Genomic DNA, 19,274 nt, shown 5'->3' on the forward strand with positions numbered 1-19,274 from the left:
CTGCCGCCATGCCTTCCCTGCCTGACTTCTCCACCCTGCTGGGCCTGAGCGTGGCGCTGGGCATCGGCCTGCTGGTCGGCGCGGAGCGCGAACGCCGCAAAGGCAGCGGGCCGACGCGCGGTGCGGCCGGCATACGCACGTTTGCGGTGGCCTCGGTGCTGGGCGCCGTCGGGGTGTTGCTGGGCGGCGGCCTGTTGCTGGCGGCGATCGCCCTGTTCATAGGCGCACTGGCGGTTGTGTCCTACCAGCGCACGCGGGAGCAGGACCCGGGCATGACCACCGAAATCGCCCTGCTGCTGACTTGCCTGCTCGGAGGGCTGGCCATGCGCAACGCGGCCCTGGCCGCCGGTGTGGGTGCGGCGCTGGCGGCGCTGCTGGCGGCACGCAACCGGCTGCACCATTTCGTGCGCAGCGTGCTGACCGAGCGTGAGTTGCACGATGCGCTGCTGTTTTCAGCGGCGGCCCTGATCGCCCTGCCGCTGGCCCCGGACCGTTTCATGGGCCCCTTCAGTGCCATCAACCCCCATGCCATCACCCAGCTGGTGGTGCTCGTGATGGCGGTCAGCGCGCTCGGCTACGTGGCCACGCGCGCCCTCGGCCCGCGGTACGGCCTGCCGCTGGCCGGCTTTGCGGCCGGCTTCATTTCGAGCACGGCCACCATCCATGCCATGGGCACACGCGCGGCCGGATCGGCCACCCAGGCGGACGGCGCTGTCGCCGGTGCGGTGCTCTCCAGCCTGGCGACCATGGTGCAGTTGGCCGTCGTGGTGGCCGCGGTGCAACCGGCGCTGCTCGACGCGCTGATGTGGCCGCTGGTTCTGGGCGGTAGCGCGGCTTGCGCCTACAGCCTGCTGTTCTTCCCACGCGGCGCACCGGCGGCCGAACCGGCAACCGGCCGCCCGGACCCACAGGACCTGGGCCGGGCCTTCGATCTCAAAACTGCGCTGGCGTTTGCCGCCATCGTCGGTGTTGTGCTGGTGGTGTCGGCGGCGCTCAGTGCCTGGCTGGGTGCACGCGGCACCCTGCTGGCAGCCGCCGCCACCGGGCTGGTCGATGCCCATGCCACTGCCGCCTCGGTCGCCTCGCTGGTGGCAGCCGGCAAACTGCCGCCGGACGCCGCACTGTGGCCCATCCTCGCCGGCCTGAGCACCAATTCGCTGATGAAGGCCGTGGTGGCGTTCCACGCCGGAGGTTCCGCCTACGCGGCGCGTATCGTGCCGGGACTGGTACTGGTCATCGCCGCGGCCTGGCTCGGTGCCTGGCTGTCTTGAGGCCGCATCCCGAAAACCCTGACACGCACCATGCCCTGTGCGCGTGTTAAGGTGAAAACATGGTCAAGCAATCCACACCGCGCCCGGCCATGCCGGCGCTTCAACCTCAGCTGCGGCACCTGCGTGTTGCGTACACCCCCGGTCCGCGATGAGCACGCGTTCACGCCTCCTGTTCGCTGCGGTCCTTGTGGCCGCGCTGGCCACCGCTGCCCTGTGGTGGAGCTCGCGTACCCTGGCGCCCGCGCCGACCGCCGCACGGGTGGCCGCAGCGCCTGCCCAGGCCCCGGTGGACGAGCCCGCGCCGTCCATCCTGCACCCGATCACACCATCTGCCGCAGAGCCGCCCCTGGCGGCCTCGGGTATAGGCGCGGCGCTGACCGCCTTGATGGGCCAGCCGGCCATGGCCAACTTTCTCCAGGTCGAGGACTTCCCGCGCCGCTTTGTGGCCACCGTGGACAACCTCGGCCGTGCCCATGCGCCGCCGCTGCTCTGGCCGGTGCTGCCGACACCGGGTCGCTTCACGGTCGAGGAGCCCGCCGGTGGCGGCAGCTTCATCGCCGCGGACAACAGCCTGCGTTATGCGCCGCTGGTGGCCCTGGCCGACAGCGTCTCGCCTGCGCGGGCGGTGGGGCTGTACATCCACATGTACCCGCTGCTGCAACAGGCCTATGAAGAACTGGGTTACCCGAAGCGCTATTTCAACGACAGGCTGATTGCGGTGATCGACCTGTTGCTCGCCACGCCGGAGCCGGCCGGCCCGGTGCCGGTGCGGCTGACCGAGGTCAAGGGACCGATCGCCCCGGTGCGGCCGTGGGTGCGTTACGAGTTCGCTGATCCGGCGCTGGAGTCGCTGTCGTCGGGGCAGAAAATCATGCTGCGTGTCGGTCCGGCCCATGAACGCCGGCTCAAGGCCAAACTGGCGGCCTTTCGCCAGGAACTGCTGCGCACCCCAACGCCCTGAGTGAGCCACCAGGACATGCCTGCCATGCCCACTGCCACTGCCACTGCCACTGCCTTGCCCGTCGACGCGCCCGGCCTGTTCACCGAGGCGGCCGGTGCCACACGCTGCGCCTGGTGCCAGGCCACGCCGCTGTACCGCCACTACCACGACACCGAATGGGGGTTTCCGGTGGCCGATGAACGCCGGCTGTTTGAAAAGATCTGCCTGGAAGGTTTTCAGGCCGGCCTGAGCTGGCTCACCATCCTGAACAAGCGCGAAGCCTTTCGCAGCGCGTTTGCCAATTTCGATGCCGAACAGATGGCGAACTTTGACGCAAGCGACGTCCGGCGCCTGCTCGGCGATGCCGGCATCGTGCGCCACGCAGGCAAGATTGCCTCGGCCATCAACAACGCCCGGCGTGTGCTGGATCTGCGCCGCGAATTCGGCTCGCTGGCGGCCTATGTCTGGCGGCTGGAACCGGACGCCGCGAACCGGCCTGAATACATCACCCTGGACGCCGTACGCGCCCTGCCCCATTCGCCCGCCTCGGCGGCGCTGTCCCAAGATCTGAAGAAGCGCGGCTGGACCTTTGTCGGACCGACCACGATGTACGCCTTCATGCAGGCCATGGGGCTCGTGAATGATCACCTGGAAGGTTGTACCAGCCGTGCAAAGGCGCTGGCGGCCCGAGAGGCCTTCACGCCACCGGTTTGAAACCGGCGGCCGGGTGCTACTGAATACATAGCTGCTTGAGCCCGTGGTTAAAGGGCTGCAGGCATTTTTTACTTTAAGCCCGGACGATCGGCCTTCTTTTCAGCAAGCCCGCCGTGCTGCGGGGCCAGCCGACGCGGCCAAACCAGGCGCCGCCTGCCACGGCCCAGGCATTGAGCACGCCGTAAATCACCAGCGCCACGGCCTGCGCCAGAAAAACACCGGACAGGCCACCGCCCCAGCGCAAGGCCAGCCAGCCACCCGCGAGGGCCACCGCCAGCCGCGCCAGGTTGCCGAGCACCGGCCAGAGCAGCCGCCCGGCCCCCTGCGATGCAAAGTACAGCGCCAGGCCGAGTCCAAAAAAGCCATACACCGGCCCCACCACCCGCAGGTAGGCGCTGCCGGCTTCGATCATCGCCGGGTCGCTGTTGAACAGCGACAGCCAGGCCTCCGGAAACGCCGCGGCCCACAGGCCGATGGCTTCAGTCATCGCGAACGCCATGCCCGCGCCTATCCAGGTGGCTTGCAGCGCGCGCGCGCGCTGGCCGGCACCCATGCAGGTACCGACCATGGCGACCAGCGGGGCACCAAAACCGAACACCAGCGGCACCAGCAGGTATTCCAGCCGGGACGCCGTGCCGTAACCGGCAATCGCCGCGGTGCCAAAGCCGCCCACCAGCGCGGTGGTGATGCCGATGGCCAGGTTGGTCGCCACGGTGGACACCGTGCCGACCAGGCCCACACGCAGGATGTCCTTGAACAGCGCCCAGCGAAAACGCACGTGCGCCAACGAGGGTCGCAGCAGGCTTTTCGGCGACCACAGGTAGGCGGCCAGGACCAGGCTGCCGACCAGGTAGTAGGCCAGCAGCGCGATCGCCCCGCCGGCAATACCCAGGCCCGGCATCGGCCCCCAGCCGAAGATCAGGAGCGGCGACAGTGGCAACAGCACCAGCGCGCCCAGCACCGTGACATTGGCCGGCACCGCCATGTTGCCGGTCCCGCGAATCACCGCCGACAAGGTGTTGAACAGCCAGACCAGCACCGCGCCGGCAAACACCCAGTTGGAATACACCATGGCCGCCTCCAGCGCGCCGCCGGTGCCGCCCATGTGGGCGTACAGCCAGCGCCCGCCGCCCAGCACCGCCACCGTGAACAGCAGCGCGAATACCGCAGCAATCACGATGGCGTGCAGCACCAGCGCATCGGCATCGCCCTTGCGCCGCGCGCCGAGGGCCCGGGCGATCGCCGAGGCAATGCCGCCGCCCATGGCACCGGCCGAGGTCATCTGCATCAGCATCACCACTGGAAACACCAGGGCCATGCCGGCCAGCGCGTCGGTGCCGAGTTTGCCGACAAACCAGGTTTCGATCAGGCCGACTCCGGCCTGCGCCAGCATGACCAGCACATTGGGTGCGGCCAGGCGCAGCAGGGTCGGAGCGATAGGGGCTTCGAGCAGCAGCCGCGTGCGCGGGTCTAGATCAGCCCCCACGGTTGCTCACTGCGTGTAGCGCCCTGCCCCCCGAGGGGGCCGCTGCGCCTGCGGCCCGGCAGAGCCGGTTCCGCGGCCCCGCCTTGAAAATACCGGTCACCGCACCTGGAACCTTGAGCCGCCTCATGCTGCCGCCTTGATTGCGCGCGGTGGTATGGCCTCGCGAATCGGCAGGTTCACCAGCGCCGCGCCCACGGCCAGCACGATGTCGATGTACCAGACCCAGTCATAACTGCCGGTCGCCTGGAACACATAACCGCCGAGGAAGGCGCCGAAAAACCCGCCGATCTGGTGCGCCAGCATCACGATGCCGAACAGCATGGCCATGTTGGCCGTGCCGAACATCTTGGCCACCAGGCCCACCGTCGGCGGCACGGTCGAGAGAAAAGTCACCCCCATGACGGCCGCAAAAATCAGCATCACGGCCGGTGTTTTCGGCGCCAGCAAAAAGATCAGCACCGCGATGCCACGCGTCGCATAGAGCAGCGCCAGCAGCGACTTCATGCGCCAGCGGCCCACGGCCCAGCCCATGGCCAGGCTGCCGACAATGTTGAACAGGCCGATCATGGCCAGCGACCAGCCGCCGATTTCAGGTGGCAGGCCGCAGGCGGCGACCACACCCGGCAGGTGCGTGGCAAGAAACGCGACGTGGAATCCACACACCAGAAAACCCAGGCTCAGGTAACGGTAACTCGGTGTGGCCAGCGCCTGACCGATCGCCTGACGGGCGCTCAGTGCCTTCTTGCCGGAGGCTGCCGCCGCCTGCGCGGCGAGGGCGTTCGAGTTGCCCTTGAGCACCCACACCGCCGGCAGCGCCAGCAAGATCAGCACACCCAGCCACTGCATCGCATTGGCCCAGCCGACCGCCGCCGTCAGGCCAATCGCCAGCGGCGCCATCGCAAACTGGCCGAAGGAGCCGCCCGCATTGACGATGCCACTGGCGAAGCCGCGTTTTTCCGGCGGCACCAGGCGTGCGGTCGCAGCCATCAGCACCGACGGACCGGCCATGCCGGCGCCGCCCGCGGCGAGCACACCAATGGCAAAAATCAGGCCCGCCGTGCTGGTCATCAGCGGCGTGAGAATGGTGCCTGTGGCCACCAGCACCACGCCCAGGAGAATCACACGGCCAGTGCCGATGCGGTCGGCCACCGCGCCGGCAAAGGGCTGGGTCAACCCCCACCACAACTGGCCAAACGCAAAGGCCAGGCTGATGCTGCCTATGCCCAGTGCGGTGGAGGTGTTGAGCGCCGACAGGAACAGGCCCATGGTCTGGCGCACGCCCATGGTCAGCGCAAAGGTGCCGGCCGCGGCCAGCAGCACCAGCCAGAGCGCGACATGCCGCCTGGCAGACGAGGAAGAGGAAGAGGAAGAAGGGGAAGGTTTATTCATCATCGGCTCCGGATCCGGTTTCAACGGGGGACAGCAGCTCCAGCGACTCATTGATCAGGCCATGCAGCGCCAGCACGCGCTCCGCGCCGAGCAGGTGGTTCAGCCCCTCCTGGGCCACCTTCCAGCGATGGCGAGCCTCCTCGCGTTTGACACGGCCCGCCGCCGTGATGACCACGCTGCGACTGCGCGCATCGGTGCCGGCGGTCAGTTCGATCCAGCCGGCATCGATCAGGGGTTTGAGGTTGCGCGTGAGGGTGGAGGCGCTGACCTTCATGCTTTGCGCGAGCTCGCCGGGACGCAAGGGGCCGAGTTTGACGACATGGGACAACAGCGAATACTGCGTGGTCTTGAGGCCAGCCTTCGCCATCTCGAGGTCGTAGTAAGACGCGACGCGACGCATCAACTGGCGCAACTTCAGGTTGGTGCAGCCCAGGGCCTTGAGTTCGACCAGGGTGGCGGCATCAGATTTTTTGGACATGCAACAATTGTAGCTACAATTGTTGCAGGTGCAATCAAAGGAGAAGCAATGACCCCGGAAGAAACATTGGCGTTATGGAATGAAGAACGCAACGCCGTCGTCGAACGCATGCTGGCCGGCGGCGGCAAACCAGGCCTGGCCCACCCGTCCATGGTGGCCGGCAAAAGCGGGCTGGAGATCATGCAGGCCATGCTGGCCGGCGAGCTGCCCTTTCCGCACATTGCCGACACCCTGGATTTTTCGCTGGTGGAAGTCGGCCCCGGCAAGGCCGTGTTCCAGGGCACGCCGCAGCTCAAGCACTACAACCCGCTGGGGACGGTCCACGGGGGCTGGTACGCCACGCTGCTGGACTCGGCGCTGGGCTGCGCCGTACACACCATGATGCCGGCCGGACGCGCCTACACAACGGCGGAACTCGGCGTCAACATCGTGCGGGCAGCGTCGCATCAAACCGGGCCGCTGCGGGCCATCGGCACCGTCATCCACTGCGGCCGGCAGCTGGCCACCGCCGAAGCCCGCATCATCGGGCCGGACGGCAAGCTGTATGCCCACGCCACCACCACCTGCCTGGTGTTCGAGGTGCCGCCGCCCAAAGCGGCCTGAATTCCGGCCGGAATCATGTTCCCGGGGGCTGTGGATGTTATGCGGACTGCCCCGACGGCTTCGGCTGGGTGCGAACCTGTTCCACACGCCGGTTCACCAGCGCGGCGGCGAGCATCCATTTGGCGCGCGTCAGCCAGCCGAGTGCCAGATCCGCATGTTCCTTGCTGCTGTAGAAGTGCTCGGGGTCGTGGGCCACGCCCCAGTCATGCAGTGGCAGACTTGCCGGATCGGAGACGTTGTACTGTGCGTGCGCAGCATGCCGGCCATCCCAGAAATGCAGGCCCCTGATGTGGATGCCGTAGCCCACCAGGCTACCCGTCTGGCTCAGCAACTGCGCGGCCCGCGCCTCCAGCAGGGAATCCGTCACATAGGTGTCGGTCTGTATCCAGCGGTCATCGAGGTAAACCTCCGCCACGGCATGGGTGATGGTGCTCTGGGGCACATCGATGATGCCCTTGAGGAAAGCACTGGACAGGGTCACGAAACGCAGCCGGGCGGGCACACCGACCGAGCGCAGCATGGCCACAAACAGGGTGCCCTTGGTGTGGCAGTCGCCGCGCGCGGCCTTGAGCACGGCCGCCGCCGGTACATGGTCGAAACCGGCCACGCAGCCAAAAGGCAACGACTTGACGAAGTCATGAAGGGCCACGGCTTTCCGGGTTGGCGTGTTCGCCAGTTGCGTGATGCGCATGACCTGGATACGGAGTTTGGGATCATCAAGATCAAGCAGGCGGGTGGAGCACAGCCAGTCGTGGGGCTGATCGGTCAGGGAAGACAGGGGCATGCAGGGAGTCGGGCTGATGTGAATTGCCCGCCATTATGCCGCCCCACCGGTGTTGAATTTCCCCTGTTGCCGCGGGTGTTCTGGATTGCCGGACAATGCCGGCATCTGTTCACAAGAAGGCGAAACACGATGAGACTCCTGCATACCATGCTGCGCGTTGGCAACCTGCAACGCTCAATCAATTTCTACACCCAGGTGCTGGGCATGACGCTGCTGCGCACGTCCGAGAACCCCGAATACAAATACAGCCTGGCCTTTGTCGGCTACGAAGGCGGTAACCCGGGCCAGGCCGAAATCGAGCTGACCTGGAACTGGGATACCGACAGCTACGAGATGGGCACGGCCTATGGCCATATCGCACTGGGTGTGCCCGATGCCCACGCCGCCTGCGAAAAGATCAAGGCCGCCGGCGGCAATGTCACGCGCGAAGCCGGACCGGTCAAGGGCGGCACCACGGTGATTGCTTTTGTCACCGATCCGGACGGCTACAAGATCGAGCTGATTGAGCGCAAGGGCGATGTGGGTGGAGCTGGCCTGCGCTAGTGGATCGAAGCCTTCTGAATTCCGCAGCGGCGTGGGCCCGCGCTGGGCAGCCGGTCTCAACTCCCAACTAGCCACTCCCACTCCCACTCCCTAACCCCTCGCACCGATGGACGAGAGAGGGGACTTCATCTGGCCGGTGCGCTGCGCTCGCGTGCAAACATGTCCGACTCTCGGGGTTCCCGCGGCACGAGTGACCCAACATGGATCCCGGATCAAGTTCTGGATGACACTCCACGCCGTCGTCGCTATAAATTCAATAGCTGATGACGCCCGCCAGGAAAGGACTGGAGGCGAAATTACCTATGAACACGCTATCTCGGCAAGCTGGCGGCCTGCCGCGCCAGCTCCGTGACCCGGACCCAGTCGCCGCGCGCCAGCGCATCGGCCGGCACCAGCCAGGAGCCGCCGACACAGACCACATTGGGCAGTGCCAGAAACTCGGCCGCGTTGGCTGCCGTGATGCCGCCGGTGGGGCAGAACATCACGTCGCCGAAGGGGCCGTTCCAGGCCTTGAGCATGGCCAGGCCGCCGGCCTGCAGGGCCGGGAAAAACTTGAGTTCGGTGAAGCCGTCTTCCTGCGCCGCCATGATTTCGCTGCCGGTGGCCACACCGGGCAGGAGAGGCAGGTGTGCATCGCGGCAGGCCGCACCCACCGCATGGGTGTAGCCCGGACTCACGATGAAACGCGCGCCGGCCATGGCGCAGGCCTGCACATCGGCCGCGCTGCGCGCGGTGCCGGCGCCGACCACGGCTTCGGGCACATCACGTGCAATGGCTTCAATGCAGGCCAGCGCCTGCGGCGTGCGCAGGGTCACCTCCAGCATGCGGATCCCGCCGGCCACCAGCGCACGCGCCAGCGGGACAGCGTGCGCGACGTCGGTCAGCACAATCACCGGAATAACCGCCGCGTCCTGCATCACCTGACGGGCCGTCAACGGGCCCTGGGTATCGATACTCACATCCACGATAAGGCTCCTTCTTCGGCGGTCAGCGCGTGCCGACGCATGCCGGCAAACAGTTCGCGCCCCAGCCCCTGACCATTGGCATCACGCAACGCCTGCGGCATGACGGCGGTCGGCCGCGCCACCCAGTCGTCGCCCGCAACCCGGACCTCCAGCGTGCCGGCGAGCGCGTCCACCCGCACCACATCGCCATCACGCACTTTCGCCAGCGGCCCGCCAGCCGCTGCTTCCGGCGACACATGGATGGCTGCCGGCACCTTGCCCGAGGCGCCGCTCATGCGTCCATCAGTCACCAGCGCCACGCGAAAGCCCTTGCCCTGCAGCACGGCCAGCGGCGGCGTGAGTTTGTGCAACTCCGGCATGCCATTGGCCTGCGGCCCCTGCCAGCGCACCACGCAGACCACGTCGCGATCCAGTTCACCGGCACGGAACGCCACATGCAGGTCTTCCTGCGAATCAAACACGCGTGCCGGCGCCTCGATGACATGACGGTCGTCAGGCACGGCCGAGACCTTGATCACGCTGCGCCCCAGGTTGCCCTGCAGCAGCTTGAGGCCGCCGCTGGCGCTGAAGGGCGCAACCGCCGGCCGCACGATGGCCTCGTCTTTCGTCGCACCCATCTCGTGCCAGGCCAGCTTGCCGCCGACCGTGGCCGGCTCGCGCGTGTATTCGCGGATGCCGCCGGCGCGCACCGTCAGCACGTCCTCGTGCATGAAGCCGGCGTCGAGCAGCTCCCGGATCACAAAACCCGGTCCGCCGGCCGCCTGGAACTGGTTCACGTCGGCGCTGCCGTTCGGATAGACATGGGTCAACAGCGGCACGACATCGGACAGGTCGGAAAAATCATTCCAGTCGATCACGATGCCGGCCGAGTGCGCGACCGCGACCCAATGGATCAGGTGGTTGGTGGAGCCGCCGGTGGCCAGCAGCGCGACCATGGCGTTGACGATGGCCTTTTCATCCACGATTTTGCCGATGGGCGAAAAACGTTTCGACGACTTCACGATGCCCAGCACCGTGCGTGTCGCCTCCCGCGTGAGTTCATCGCGCAGCTCGCCGCCGGGGTTCACAAAGGCGGTGCCGGGCACGTGCAGGCCCATGGCTTCAAGCAGCATCTGGTTGCTGTTGGCGGTGCCGTAAAAGGTGCAGGTGCCGGGGCTGTGGTAACTCTTGAGCTCCGCCTCGAGCAATTCCGCGCGCCCGACCAGACCCTGCGCGGCCTGCTCGCGCACGCGGGCTTTTTCCTTGTTCGGCAGACCCGAGGTCATGGGCCCGGCCGGTACGAACACCATGGGCAGGTGGCCGAAATGCAGCGCGCCAATCAGCAGGCCGGGCACGATCTTGTCGCACACACCCAGCATCAGCGCGGCGTCGAACATGTCATGACTCAGCGACACCGCGGTCGCCATGGCAATCACGTCGCGGCTGAACAGGCTGAGCTCCATGCCCGGCGTGCCCTGCGTGACGCCGTCACACATGGCGGGCACGCCGCCGGCCACCTGCGCCGTGGCACCGTGCAGGCGCGCTTCCCGCTTGATCAGGTCCGGATACGGCTGCAGCGGCGTGTGCGCCGACAACATGTCGTTGTAGGCGGTGACGATGCCGATGTTGGGGGCGCGTTCGGTGACCACCTTGAAGCGGTCGTCCAGCGGCATGCCGGCCACCGCATGGGCGATGTTGCCGCAGCCCATGCGGTCCACGCTGATGGCCCGCGTGGCCGCGCCGTCCAGACGCTGAAGGTAGCCGCTGCGCGTCGCAAGGCTGCGCTCGCGGATACGCGCGGTGACGTCGGCGACGGTGGTGTGAAGGGTCATGGGGGATTTGGGATGGGGGCCAAACAGGTGGCTGAAAATGAGTCGGTAACTTTATTACGATCTTCATCGTACTTGTTTGCCCCTCTTTTGGAAAGGCGCGGGTTACAGACCGGGTACCTAGCAGGGGCAAAAAACGTGGCTACCGCGGCCCCACTGCCCACCCCTGTGCTCCACGCTGATTCTTACTGCAGGGTGATCTCGACCCGGCGCGCCTCTGCGTCGCTCCCCGTTCCAGGCACCTGCTCGGGTTTTTGCAGCGTGATCTGGCTGTCTGCCACACCTGCGGCCCTCAGCGAATCACGGACTGCCAGCGCCCGCTGGCGGGCCAATTCGGCATTGGCTGCGGCATTGCCCCTGGGATCGTGAAAACCGGCAATGACCACCTTCTTGCCGGTTTTGGCGGCCCGGACCACATCGACCAGGGCCGCACCGGCGCCGGGCGCCAGGTCGGCCTTGCCGGACGCAAAATAGAACTTCACCACACCGTATTCCACCGTGATGCTCGCGGCATCCGCCACATCCCGAGCCGACAGCGCGGGTGCCGCCGCACTGGCCGGCACCAGGGGCCGTGACGCAGCGGCCACCGGCGCGGCCAACACCGGCAGCCCGGCAGCCCCCGCCGGGGCGGGCAAGGGCAGCGCGTCCCGACGCTGCAGCGCGAAGCCCATCACGAGCGCGATCACCAGGGCAACGATGGCAAATACAAGGCCCAGCACCAGGCCCAGCTGTTCATCATCCGATGAGGAAGACATGGATAAAACTCCGTGAAACGGCACTGGCGAAGGCGCCTGTACCGGCCGCAAAAAATAACCGGCAGTGTCGCCGGTGTGAGCCGGTCATTGTAAAGTCTGACTGTGGATACTCCCCCGCCTCCTGACCTGCGTCCCTTGCGTGATCCGGCGCCCATGCTCGATCGTTTTCTGCACCAGTGGGGCGGCCGCGAGGACCTCTGGATATTCGGCTACGCCTCGCTGATCTGGCGGCCCGATTTCGACTTTGCCGAACTGCGGCGCGCGCGGGTGCACGGCTGGCACCGGGCACTGAAGATGTGGAGCCGCATCAACCGCGGCACGCCCGAGTGTCCGGGGCTGGTGTTTGCCCTGCTCTCGGGCGGCAGTTGCCACGGTGTGGTGTACCGCGTACCGAAACACGACGTGCCGGAGGTGGTCGCCAGACTCTGGCTGCGCGAAATGGCCACCGCGGTGTATGACCCGCGCCTGCTGCGTTGCAACACCGACAAAGGGCTGGTCCAGGCGCTGGCCTTCACCCTGTCACGGCGCAGTCCCAGTTTCACGGGCGAGCTCAGCGAAACGCACTACCGGCAGATTTTCTCGAGCGCCTGCGGCCGCTACGGCACCACGCACGACTATGCACGCCAGACGCTCGAAAGCCTGCACAACCACGGCATTTCAGATGCCCGGCTGGCGCGCCTGCTCCAACTCTCGCAGGCAGGGATTGCCAGCGACGGGCCGCAGGCCTAAAGTCACACCATTCCTTCCGCAACACCCACTCTGGAGACCTCATGAAAACAGCCCTTCTTCTCGTGACGACCGCGGCCCTGCTGGTCGCCTGCGCCAGCAGCCCCAGCGGTCCGCGCGCCACCGCGCAGCTGCAACCCACGACAGGCAATGCCACCAGCGGCAGCGTCAGTTTTGTCCAAGTGGGCAACAAGGTGCTGGTGAGCGGCGAAATCCGCGGCCTCAAGCCGAATGCGGAACACGGCTTTCATGTGCATGAAAAAGGCGACTGCTCCAGCGGCGACGGAATGAGTGCGGGCGGGCACTTCAACCCCACCGGCGCGCCGCACGGCAGCCACGGCATGGGCATGCACCACACCGGCGACCTGCCCAGCCTGAAAGCCGATGCCGGCGGCGTCGCGCGCTTCAACTTCGAATCAGGCTCCCTGGCTGTCGGCAGCGGCGTAACCGACATCGTCGGCAAAGGCCTGATTGTTCACCGCGATCCTGATGACTACAAAACCCAGCCGACCGGCAACTCGGGCCCTCGGCTGGCCTGCGCAGTGATCAGGTAGCGCCCCCACGGTTGCGCACTTCGTGTCGCGCCCTGCCCCCCGAGGGGCCGCTGCGCCTGCGGCCCGGCAAAGCCGGTTCCGCGGCCCCTGCTTGAATGAAGACACCAGACGATCAACGCGCGACCAGCAATATTTCGGCGCGCGCCAAGTCGCCCAGCGTATCGATATCGGTCACCACACCCACATCGTCCAGCGCCAGAATTGCTACTGAATTGATAGCTTCCTGCGCACGAACGACGGGGGCTGCACCCTGATTTCCCTTCAAAGCCAGCAGTTGGTCGCGGCACGCCGGCGAAAACCCGACCGGGTGACCGCGAATGCCCTGGTACGAGGCCATCACCACCGCGTGCCGCTTCAGGGCCTCGGCCACCGCCAGCAGTGAGTCACCCCGCACCAGCGGCAGATCGCCCGGCAGAATCAACCAGCCAGCCGCATCGGTCGTAGCCCGAACCCCCTCGGCAATGGAGTCACCCATGCCGGGCCGTGAAACATCGGCCTGCACCACATGGTGTGGCAGGCCACTGGCGCGAACTGCGTCGAGCACATGCTGCAGCACCGGCTTGCCGGCCAGCAGTGCTGCCAGCTTGTGCGTGCTGCCGCCACTGGCGATAAAACGTTCGCCGCGGCCGGCTGCCAGCACGAGGACAGTGGGCAGTGCAGGGGGCGGGGGGGATACGGGCGATGGAAACAGGGGCATGGGGGACTACCTATACTTCCAGTATGTCAGAGCCCCACCAAAACATCGCCGACCTGCGCAAAAGCTACGAACGCGCCGAACTCAACGAATACGCCTCGCATGCCGATCCGATGCAGCAATTTGACCAATGGCTCAAGGAAGCCATCGCTGCCAGGGTGCCCGAGCCCAATGCGATGACCCTGGCCACCGTGGCCGGCAATGGCCGCCCCTCTACCCGGGTGGTGCTGGTCAAGGGGTATGACGAGCGCGGCATTGTCTGGTACACCAATTACGAGAGCCGCAAGGGCCAGGAACTGGCCACCAATCCCTTCGCCGCGCTGCAGTTTCACTGGGTCGAGCTCGAGCGTGTGGTGCGCATTGAAGGCCGGGTCGAAAAAGTGTCTGCCGAGGAAAGCGACGAGTATTTCCACAGCCGGCCGCTGGATTCGCGCATTGGTGCATGGGCCAGCCCGCAGAGCGAAGTGATTTCCGGCCGCAGCGTGCTGGTGGCCAATGCGGCCAAATATGGCGCCAAATTTTTGCTGCAGCCACCACGGCCGCCGCACTGGGGCGGCTACCGGCTCAAACCGGACAACTGGCAATTTTGGCAAGGCCGCAAAAGCCGGCTGCATGACCGGCTGCGCTACACCCAGGACGGGGCGGGCTGGCTGCGCGAGCGTCTGGCACCCTGAATCCGGCGACCGTCAGGAATCCAGGCGCTGGATCGGCTGATTCGCCACCGCATCAAGCTGCGCCTGCGGCACCAGCCCCGGCGCAATCTCCGCCAGCGGCACCAGCACAAAAGCCCGCTGCGCCATGCGCGGGTGCGGCACGGTAAGCCGGGCTGAATCGATGCTCCCACTGCCATACAAAAGCAGATCCAGATCCAGCGTGCGCGGCGCGTTGCGATAGGGCCGCTCGCGGCCGGCGGCCTGTTCCAGGGCCTGCAACTGGCGCAGCAGATCGGGCGCGCTCAGGGCCGTCTGTACCTCCACCAACGCATTGATGTAGTCGCCACCGGCAGCCGGGCCGGGCGGGTCGCCCGCGCCGGCCAGCGGCGCGGTCCGGTACAGGCTGGAGCGGCCGGTCACCTGGGTCAGCGGCAGGCCCGCCAGGGCCTCCATGGCCGCCCGCACGGCCGCGCCGGCATCACCGAGGTTGGCCCCCAGCGCCACATACGCCGTGACAGGATGGGGCGAATCAGCGCGCAAGCCCGTCGCCATGGCCGCCTGGCTCAATAGTCGGTCGGGGCGTCGGAGGGCGGACCAGCCACCGCTCCACCTTCGCGGTTGACCGGCTTGCGGCGGCGCCTGCGCTTTTTGGCGGGCGCTGCTTCACCAGACTCCGTGGATGGGGATGACGGCGCCGTTGCCTCACCCGCTTCCAGGTTGCGCGGATCATGCGGCTCGGCCCGCTTGACGCGGCTGCGTGACTGCTGCGGCTTTTGTGATTGCGCCAGCCGCATCTGCTCGATCATTTCATGACGCTCGTCGTCGTAAGCGGTGCTGAATTTCTCCCACCACTCGGACAGCTCCAGATCAATTTCACCGGTCTGCGCGCGCAGGCGCAGGAAGTCAAAGCCGGCGCGAAAACGCGGCTGCTCCAGCAGCGAATAAGGCGAGCTGCCGGTGCGTTTTTCAAAACGCGGCTGCATGGTCCAGATCTCGCGCATGTCGGTGCCCAGCTTGCCGCGGCCGGACACATCGCCGATCTTGGCGTTGAAGGCATCGTCGATCGCGTCCTGCAGCGCGGGCATGATGTGCTCGCCGCGATTGAGACGCCGGGCCCAGCCTTCGCGCACATCGGCCCAGAGCACGCAGGACAGCAGAAAGCTGGGCGCGACCGGCTTGCCTTCGGCGACGCGGCGGTCGGTGTCGAGCAGGGCCAGCTGCAGGAAAGGTTCTTCCGAGGTATCCACCACCACATCCAGCAGGGGATAGATGCCGGTGTTCAGGCCCAGGAACTTGAGCTGCTCGATGCTGGCCAGCGAGTGGCCGGTTTGCAGCAGCTTGAGCATTTCGTCAAACAGGCGCGACTGCGGCACGTCGGCGAGCAAGCCTTTCATGGTCTTGAGCGGCGCCACCGTCTTGTCTTCAAACTTGAAGCCCAGATCGCTGAGCTTGGCGGCAAAACGCACGGCACGAATGATGCGCACCGGGTCTTCGCGGTAACGCGTGGCCGGATCGCCAATCATGCGGATGATTTTTTTCTTGGCGTCGCGGATGCCGTGGTGGTAGTCGACCACGATCTGCGTCTCCGGGTCGTAATACATGGCGTTGATGGTGAAGTCACGGCGGGCTGCGTCTTCCTCCATCGGGCCCCAGACGTTGTCGCGCAGCACGCGGCCGGAGGCGTCCACCGCGTGTTTCATGCCGGCGAGTTCGCTTTTGCTGGTGCGCTCGTTGCCGCCGACCTGCTCTGCCAGGCTGCTGTCCAGGTGCGCGCGGAAGGTCGAGACTTCGATCACCTCGTGCTCGCGGCCGCGGCCGTAAATCACATGCACGATGCGAAAGCGCCGGCCGATGATGAAGGCGCGGCGAAACAGCGACTTGACCTGCTCGGGCGTGGCGTTGGTGGCCACATCGAAGTCCTTGGGACGCAGGCCGACCAGCAGGTCGCGCACCGCGCCGCCGACGATGAAGGCCTCGTAGCCGGCCCGCTTGAGGGTGTGCACCACGTCCATCGCGCGCTCATCGACCAGCTTGGGGTTGATCGCATGGTCCTGGGGGCCGACTTCGCGGCGTTCCCCGAAAACTGATTTTTTGGACCGGGTGGCACCGCTGGCGGGACTGGCGGACTTGCCAAACAGCTTGTCGATAAATTTTTTGATCATGGAATCAGGAGATTTTGCCGGACAGGCCGCGCTTGCAGGGCAAGGCTGGCCGTCCACGGCAGTTAGAACAGCTCAAGTATGCGCCATCCGCGCTCGGTGGCGAGCGCCCGCAGGCGCTCGTCGGGGTTGGTGGCCACCGGGTGGGTGACTTTTTCCAGCAAAGGCAGATCGTTCATGGAATCGCTGTAAAAAGTGCTTTCCACTGCGTCCCAGTCCAGGCCCCGATCGGCCAGCCACTGCTGGACCCGCGCCACCTTGCCTTCGCGAAAAGACGGTATGCCGCGTATTTCGCCGGTCAGCTGGCCGGCGGCGTCACGCTCGAGTTCCACCGCAATCAACTCGGGCACCCCGAAGGCCTCGGCGATGGGCCGGGTCACGAATTCGTTGGTCGCGGTGACGATCACGGTGTCGTCCCCTGCCGCCTGGTGGCCGCGGACCAGGTCCCGCGCCGCGGCTTGTATGCCTTTTTGCACGATTTCGCTCATGAACCGGGCGTGAGCAGCTATTGATTTTGTAGCGCCCTGAGCCCGGATGGCCTGGGTGGCAAAACGTACGTAGTCATGGATATCGAGCGTGCCGGCCTGGTAATGGGCAAAAAACTCGGCGTTGCGGCGCTTGAATTCGTGGCCATCGCACCAGCCCAGCGCAATCGTGAACTCGCCCCACTCGTAGTCGGAATCGATGGGAATCAGCGTGTGGTCGAGGTCGAACAGGGCGATGCGCCGTTTTACGGCGCCCGGGTGTGATGTCACAGGGTCTCCAGCATGGATTTGATCAGTGGAATCGTGATCGCGCGCTGCGTCTGCAGCGCGTAGGCGTCGAGCTGGTCCAACAGCTGCATCAGGTTGCCGAGATCGCGCGAGAAGCGGCTCAGGATGAAATCCATGGCCTCGTCGCTGAGGAACACGCCGCGTGCGTCGGCCTCCTGGCGCAGCACCGCACGGCGTTCCGGCTCGGTCAGGGCCTGCAGCGCAAACACATGGCCCCAGCCCAGGCGAGTGCGCAGATCTTCGCGCAGGGCCAGGTCAGCTGGCGGCGCGTTGCCCGCCGCCAGCACCCAGCGCGGGTGCCCGTCGGCGGCATTGAGCGCATTGACGAACCAGTTGAAGGCCGCTTGCTGCTGCACCGCGGTGTAGAGGTGGCAATCGTCCATGATCACCGCCGCCCATTTTTCGTTGAAATCGGGTGGCTCCAGTACCGAAGCGTCCAGCCAGCCCACCGAGGCGCCCTGCTCCCGCAGCACTTCGTTGACCGCCTTGAGCAAATGAGTCTTGCCGCTGCCCGGTTCGCCCCAAAGGTAAGTGGGCACTGGCGAGCGCAGACTGTTGCCGGCCCACAGCTCCAGGTGTTTGAGCGCGGCTTCGTTGGGCCCAGCAAAAAAATTGGAGAACGACGGAAGCGACGCCAGCCCGATATCCAGTGCGATCTGCTTCATTTCTGCCGCCCATCGGCAAGTCGCGCGATCAAAGCAAATGGCGTGAAAGCTTTGACCCCAGACCAGCAGGGGCCGCGGAACCGGCTCAGCCGGGCCGCAGGCGCAGCGGCCCCCTCGGGGGGCAGCGCAGTACACGAAGTGACAAGCGTGGGGGCCATGTCCTAGCCTTGATACAGCTTGCTGGCCATGTAACCGGCACGCATGCGACGAATGCCGACCAGCAGCACGGCACTGGCCGGCAGGGCAATCAGCACGCCGAGAAAGCCGAACAGCTGCCCGAAAGCCAGCAGGGCAAAAATAACGGCCAGCGGATGCAGGCCGATGCGCTCACCGACCAGCCGCGGCGTCAGGTACAAACTCTCGACCAGTTGCCCCGCGCCGTAGACGCCGGCGACCACCAGCACGCCATACAGGCCACCGAACTGCAAGATGCCGGCCATGAGCGCCAGAAGCAAACCGAGACCAAAGCCCAGATAGGGAATAAAAAACGCCAGGCCGGTGAAAACACCCACCGGTACGGCCAGATCGAAGCCGAACAGCGTCAGCGCCACGCTGAAATAGATCGCCAGCACGCCCATGACCAGCAACTGCCCGCGCAGGTACTGACCGAGCACGGTGTCGGCCTCGTCCATGAAACTGTCAAAGGAAGCCCGCAGCTTGGGTGGCACCAGCTCAAGCAGCAGCGCGACGAACCGGTCCCAGTCCTTGAGCAGGAAAAACAGGGCCACCGGGATCAGCACCATGTTGCCCACGATGGCCAGGGCCACGCTGCCGCCCAGCTTGAGCGAGGAAAGCACCGAACCGAAGGCATCCTCGAAATTGGTGCTGAGGTACTTGCCAACAAAAGCCTTGATGCTCGCGACATCCAGCGATACGGTGATGCCGAACTGCGCCAGCCAGGGCCCCAGGGCATTGTTGATGCGGTCTGCCAGCAGCGGCAACTGCTCGCGCAGCAACGGCAGTTCCTTGGCGAAAATCGGCACCACCAGCAGCAGGACGGACAAGAGAATCAGGAGGAACAGGGCTTCCACGATCAACACGGCCAGCAGGCGCGGCATCCGGCCCCGGCCCAGATGATCGAGCCAGTTCACCACCGGCGTCAGCACATAGGCCAGCACGGCGCCCACCACAAACGGCGTCAACACCGGCCCCAGCAGCCACAACGCCAGCAGCGCCAGCGCGGCAATCAGGCACCAGGTGGCGGCGCTTTTTTGGGTCGAAGTAAATAGCATGCTGTCGGTCGGGGTGAACCCTTAGAATCTTGCCTTGGATTCTATCGGGCTTGCATGTCCGTCCCGCCGCTCCCTTCCCACC

General features: G+C 66.1%; 21 protein-coding genes. 8 read left to right on the top strand and 13 right to left on the bottom strand.

Annotated features, from left to right (window positions below):
* The first annotated feature begins 8 nt into the window (after positions 1 to 8).
* The 3 genes from PSV26_RS08925 to PSV26_RS08935 all read left to right on the top strand — a co-directional run bounded on the left by PSV26_RS08925 (position 9) and on the right by PSV26_RS08935 (position 2,925).
* On the top strand, positions 9 to 1,271 hold the full coding sequence (locus PSV26_RS08925; protein ID WP_300569937.1) for an MgtC/SapB family protein: 1,263 nt from the start codon (positions 9 to 11) through the stop codon (positions 1,269 to 1,271).
* 148 nt (positions 1,272 to 1,419) lie between these two features.
* Complete coding sequence (locus PSV26_RS08930) at positions 1,420 to 2,232, top strand: DUF3014 domain-containing protein (protein WP_300514990.1); 813 nt, start codon at positions 1,420 to 1,422, stop codon at positions 2,230 to 2,232.
* A gap of 24 nt (positions 2,233 to 2,256) precedes the next feature.
* The gene (locus PSV26_RS08935; protein ID WP_300569940.1) at positions 2,257 to 2,925 is read left to right on the top strand and encodes a DNA-3-methyladenine glycosylase I; all 669 of its coding nucleotides are present in this window, start codon (positions 2,257 to 2,259) and stop codon (positions 2,923 to 2,925) included.
* 73 nt (positions 2,926 to 2,998) lie between these two features.
* Here PSV26_RS08935 and PSV26_RS08940 read toward each other — a convergent pair whose 3' ends face one another.
* From PSV26_RS08940 to PSV26_RS08950, 3 genes are all read right to left on the bottom strand, one after another.
* Positions 2,999 to 4,411: an MATE family efflux transporter gene (locus PSV26_RS08940; RefSeq protein WP_300514985.1), complete on the bottom strand. Its 1,413-nt coding sequence runs from the start codon at positions 4,409 to 4,411 to the stop codon at positions 2,999 to 3,001.
* A gap of 123 nt (positions 4,412 to 4,534) precedes the next feature.
* Entirely contained in the window at positions 4,535 to 5,803 is a 1,269-nt protein-coding gene (locus tag PSV26_RS08945; protein WP_300569943.1) for an MFS transporter, read from the bottom strand.
* Positions 5,793 to 6,278: a MarR family winged helix-turn-helix transcriptional regulator gene (locus PSV26_RS08950; RefSeq protein ID WP_300569946.1), complete on the bottom strand. Its 486-nt coding sequence runs from the start codon at positions 6,276 to 6,278 to the stop codon at positions 5,793 to 5,795. The genes PSV26_RS08945 and PSV26_RS08950 overlap by 11 nt, the downstream gene beginning before the upstream one ends.
* 48 nt (positions 6,279 to 6,326) lie before the next feature.
* On the opposite strand from PSV26_RS08950, the gene PSV26_RS08955 reads away from it, so the two are divergent.
* Complete coding sequence (locus PSV26_RS08955; protein WP_300569949.1) at positions 6,327 to 6,881, top strand: PaaI family thioesterase; 555 nt, start codon at positions 6,327 to 6,329, stop codon at positions 6,879 to 6,881.
* 37 nt (positions 6,882 to 6,918) lie between these two features.
* Here the strand turns inward: PSV26_RS08955 and PSV26_RS08960 are convergent, their stop codons facing one another.
* Entirely contained in the window at positions 6,919 to 7,665 is a 747-nt protein-coding gene (locus PSV26_RS08960) for a transglutaminase family protein (protein ID WP_300514973.1), read from the bottom strand.
* A 129-nt stretch (positions 7,666 to 7,794) separates the two neighbouring features.
* On the opposite strand from PSV26_RS08960, the gene gloA reads away from it, so the two are divergent.
* On the top strand, positions 7,795 to 8,208 hold the full coding sequence (gene gloA / locus PSV26_RS08965) for a lactoylglutathione lyase (protein WP_300569952.1): 414 nt from the start codon (positions 7,795 to 7,797) through the stop codon (positions 8,206 to 8,208).
* A gap of 311 nt (positions 8,209 to 8,519) precedes the next feature.
* Here gloA and eda read toward each other — a convergent pair whose 3' ends face one another.
* The 3 genes from eda to PSV26_RS08980 all read right to left on the bottom strand — a co-directional run bounded on the left by eda (position 8,520) and on the right by PSV26_RS08980 (position 11,736).
* The gene (gene eda / locus PSV26_RS08970) at positions 8,520 to 9,167 is read right to left on the bottom strand and encodes a bifunctional 4-hydroxy-2-oxoglutarate aldolase/2-dehydro-3-deoxy-phosphogluconate aldolase (protein ID WP_300515165.1); all 648 of its coding nucleotides are present in this window, start codon (positions 9,165 to 9,167) and stop codon (positions 8,520 to 8,522) included.
* Positions 9,164 to 10,984: a phosphogluconate dehydratase gene (gene edd, locus PSV26_RS08975; RefSeq protein ID WP_300514967.1), complete on the bottom strand. Its 1,821-nt coding sequence runs from the start codon at positions 10,982 to 10,984 to the stop codon at positions 9,164 to 9,166. Before edd ends, eda begins: the two co-directional genes overlap by 4 nt.
* A gap of 182 nt (positions 10,985 to 11,166) precedes the next feature.
* Positions 11,167 to 11,736, bottom strand: coding sequence for an OmpA family protein (locus PSV26_RS08980; RefSeq protein WP_300514964.1), 570 nt, complete (start codon positions 11,734 to 11,736; stop codon positions 11,167 to 11,169).
* Positions 11,737 to 11,889: 153 nt separating this feature from the next.
* Here PSV26_RS08980 and PSV26_RS08985 point away from each other — a divergent pair, with 153 nt between their 5' ends.
* Positions 11,890 to 12,465 carry a gamma-glutamylcyclotransferase gene (locus PSV26_RS08985; RefSeq protein WP_300570093.1) on the top strand — a complete coding sequence of 192 codons (576 nt, stop codon included), beginning with the start codon at positions 11,890 to 11,892 and terminating at the stop codon, positions 12,463 to 12,465.
* Between the two features lie 41 nt (positions 12,466 to 12,506).
* Positions 12,507 to 13,016, top strand: a complete 510-nt coding sequence (locus PSV26_RS08990; protein WP_300569956.1) for a superoxide dismutase family protein — start codon at positions 12,507 to 12,509, stop codon at positions 13,014 to 13,016.
* 112 nt (positions 13,017 to 13,128) lie between these two features.
* On the opposite strand, the gene PSV26_RS08995 is transcribed toward PSV26_RS08990, so the two are convergent.
* Positions 13,129 to 13,713 carry an NTP transferase domain-containing protein gene (locus PSV26_RS08995; protein ID WP_300514959.1) on the bottom strand — a complete coding sequence of 195 codons (585 nt, stop codon included), beginning with the start codon at positions 13,711 to 13,713 and terminating at the stop codon, positions 13,129 to 13,131.
* A gap of 23 nt (positions 13,714 to 13,736) precedes the next feature.
* Between PSV26_RS08995 and pdxH the strand changes: the two genes are divergently transcribed.
* Positions 13,737 to 14,384 (top strand): pyridoxamine 5'-phosphate oxidase, encoded by a 648-nt coding sequence (gene pdxH, locus PSV26_RS09000; protein ID WP_300569959.1) that lies wholly within the window; start codon positions 13,737 to 13,739, stop codon positions 14,382 to 14,384.
* Positions 14,385 to 14,396: 12 nt separating this feature from the next.
* Here the strand turns inward: pdxH and folK are convergent, their stop codons facing one another.
* From folK to PSV26_RS09025, 5 genes are all read right to left on the bottom strand, one after another.
* The gene (folK, locus tag PSV26_RS09005; RefSeq protein ID WP_300569963.1) at positions 14,397 to 14,903 is read right to left on the bottom strand and encodes a 2-amino-4-hydroxy-6-hydroxymethyldihydropteridine diphosphokinase; all 507 of its coding nucleotides are present in this window, start codon (positions 14,901 to 14,903) and stop codon (positions 14,397 to 14,399) included.
* Positions 14,904 to 14,926: 23 nt separating this feature from the next.
* Positions 14,927 to 16,525 carry a polynucleotide adenylyltransferase PcnB gene (pcnB, locus tag PSV26_RS09010; protein WP_300514953.1) on the bottom strand — a complete coding sequence of 533 codons (1,599 nt, stop codon included), beginning with the start codon at positions 16,523 to 16,525 and terminating at the stop codon, positions 14,927 to 14,929.
* Positions 16,526 to 16,587: 62 nt separating this feature from the next.
* Positions 16,588 to 17,277 carry an HAD family phosphatase gene (locus PSV26_RS09015; RefSeq protein ID WP_300514950.1) on the bottom strand — a complete coding sequence of 230 codons (690 nt, stop codon included), beginning with the start codon at positions 17,275 to 17,277 and terminating at the stop codon, positions 16,588 to 16,590.
* Positions 17,274 to 17,960, bottom strand: a complete 687-nt coding sequence (gene hda / locus PSV26_RS09020) for a DnaA regulatory inactivator Hda (RefSeq protein ID WP_300514947.1) — start codon at positions 17,958 to 17,960, stop codon at positions 17,274 to 17,276. The genes PSV26_RS09015 and hda overlap by 4 nt, the downstream gene beginning before the upstream one ends.
* A 161-nt stretch (positions 17,961 to 18,121) precedes the next feature.
* Positions 18,122 to 19,192 (bottom strand): AI-2E family transporter, encoded by a 1,071-nt coding sequence (locus PSV26_RS09025; RefSeq protein WP_300514944.1) that lies wholly within the window; start codon positions 19,190 to 19,192, stop codon positions 18,122 to 18,124.
* Between the last annotated feature and the right edge of the window lie 82 nt (positions 19,193 to 19,274).

The organism is Polaromonas sp., from assembly GCF_029945685.1.
Lineage (GTDB): Bacteria > Pseudomonadota > Gammaproteobacteria > Burkholderiales > Burkholderiaceae_C > Polaromonas.

What these genes read in the sequence shown, in the direction of transcription:
- PSV26_RS08925 (WP_300569937.1), top strand. Translation starts at nt 9, where the DNA reads ATGCCTTCCCTGCCTGACTTCTCCACCCTGCTGGGCCTGAGCGTGGCG.
- PSV26_RS08930 (WP_300514990.1), top strand. Translation starts at nt 1,420, where the DNA reads ATGAGCACGCGTTCACGCCTCCTGTTCGCTGCGGTCCTTGTGGCCGCG.
- PSV26_RS08935 (WP_300569940.1), top strand. Translation starts at nt 2,257, where the DNA reads ATGCCCACTGCCACTGCCACTGCCACTGCCTTGCCCGTCGACGCGCCC.
- PSV26_RS08945 (WP_300569943.1), bottom strand. Translation starts at nt 5,803, where the DNA reads ATGATGAATAAACCTTCCCCTTCTTCCTCTTCCTCTTCCTCGTCTGCC.
- PSV26_RS08950 (WP_300569946.1), bottom strand. Translation starts at nt 6,278, where the DNA reads ATGTCCAAAAAATCTGATGCCGCCACCCTGGTCGAACTCAAGGCCCTG.
- PSV26_RS08955 (WP_300569949.1), top strand. Translation starts at nt 6,327, where the DNA reads ATGACCCCGGAAGAAACATTGGCGTTATGGAATGAAGAACGCAACGCC.
- PSV26_RS08960 (WP_300514973.1), bottom strand. Translation starts at nt 7,665, where the DNA reads ATGCCCCTGTCTTCCCTGACCGATCAGCCCCACGACTGGCTGTGCTCC.
- gloA (WP_300569952.1), top strand. Translation starts at nt 7,795, where the DNA reads ATGAGACTCCTGCATACCATGCTGCGCGTTGGCAACCTGCAACGCTCA.
- edd (WP_300514967.1), bottom strand. Translation starts at nt 10,984, where the DNA reads ATGACCCTTCACACCACCGTCGCCGACGTCACCGCGCGTATCCGCGAG.
- PSV26_RS08980 (WP_300514964.1), bottom strand. Translation starts at nt 11,736, where the DNA reads ATGTCTTCCTCATCGGATGATGAACAGCTGGGCCTGGTGCTGGGCCTT.
- PSV26_RS08985 (WP_300570093.1), top strand. Translation starts at nt 11,890, where the DNA reads ATGCTCGATCGTTTTCTGCACCAGTGGGGCGGCCGCGAGGACCTCTGG.
- PSV26_RS08990 (WP_300569956.1), top strand. Translation starts at nt 12,507, where the DNA reads ATGAAAACAGCCCTTCTTCTCGTGACGACCGCGGCCCTGCTGGTCGCC.
- PSV26_RS08995 (WP_300514959.1), bottom strand. Translation starts at nt 13,713, where the DNA reads ATGCCCCTGTTTCCATCGCCCGTATCCCCCCCGCCCCCTGCACTGCCC.
- pdxH (WP_300569959.1), top strand. Translation starts at nt 13,737, where the DNA reads ATGTCAGAGCCCCACCAAAACATCGCCGACCTGCGCAAAAGCTACGAA.
- pcnB (WP_300514953.1), bottom strand. Translation starts at nt 16,525, where the DNA reads ATGATCAAAAAATTTATCGACAAGCTGTTTGGCAAGTCCGCCAGTCCC.
- hda (WP_300514947.1), bottom strand. Translation starts at nt 17,960, where the DNA reads ATGAAGCAGATCGCACTGGATATCGGGCTGGCGTCGCTTCCGTCGTTC.
- PSV26_RS09025 (WP_300514944.1), bottom strand. Translation starts at nt 19,192, where the DNA reads ATGCTATTTACTTCGACCCAAAAAAGCGCCGCCACCTGGTGCCTGATT.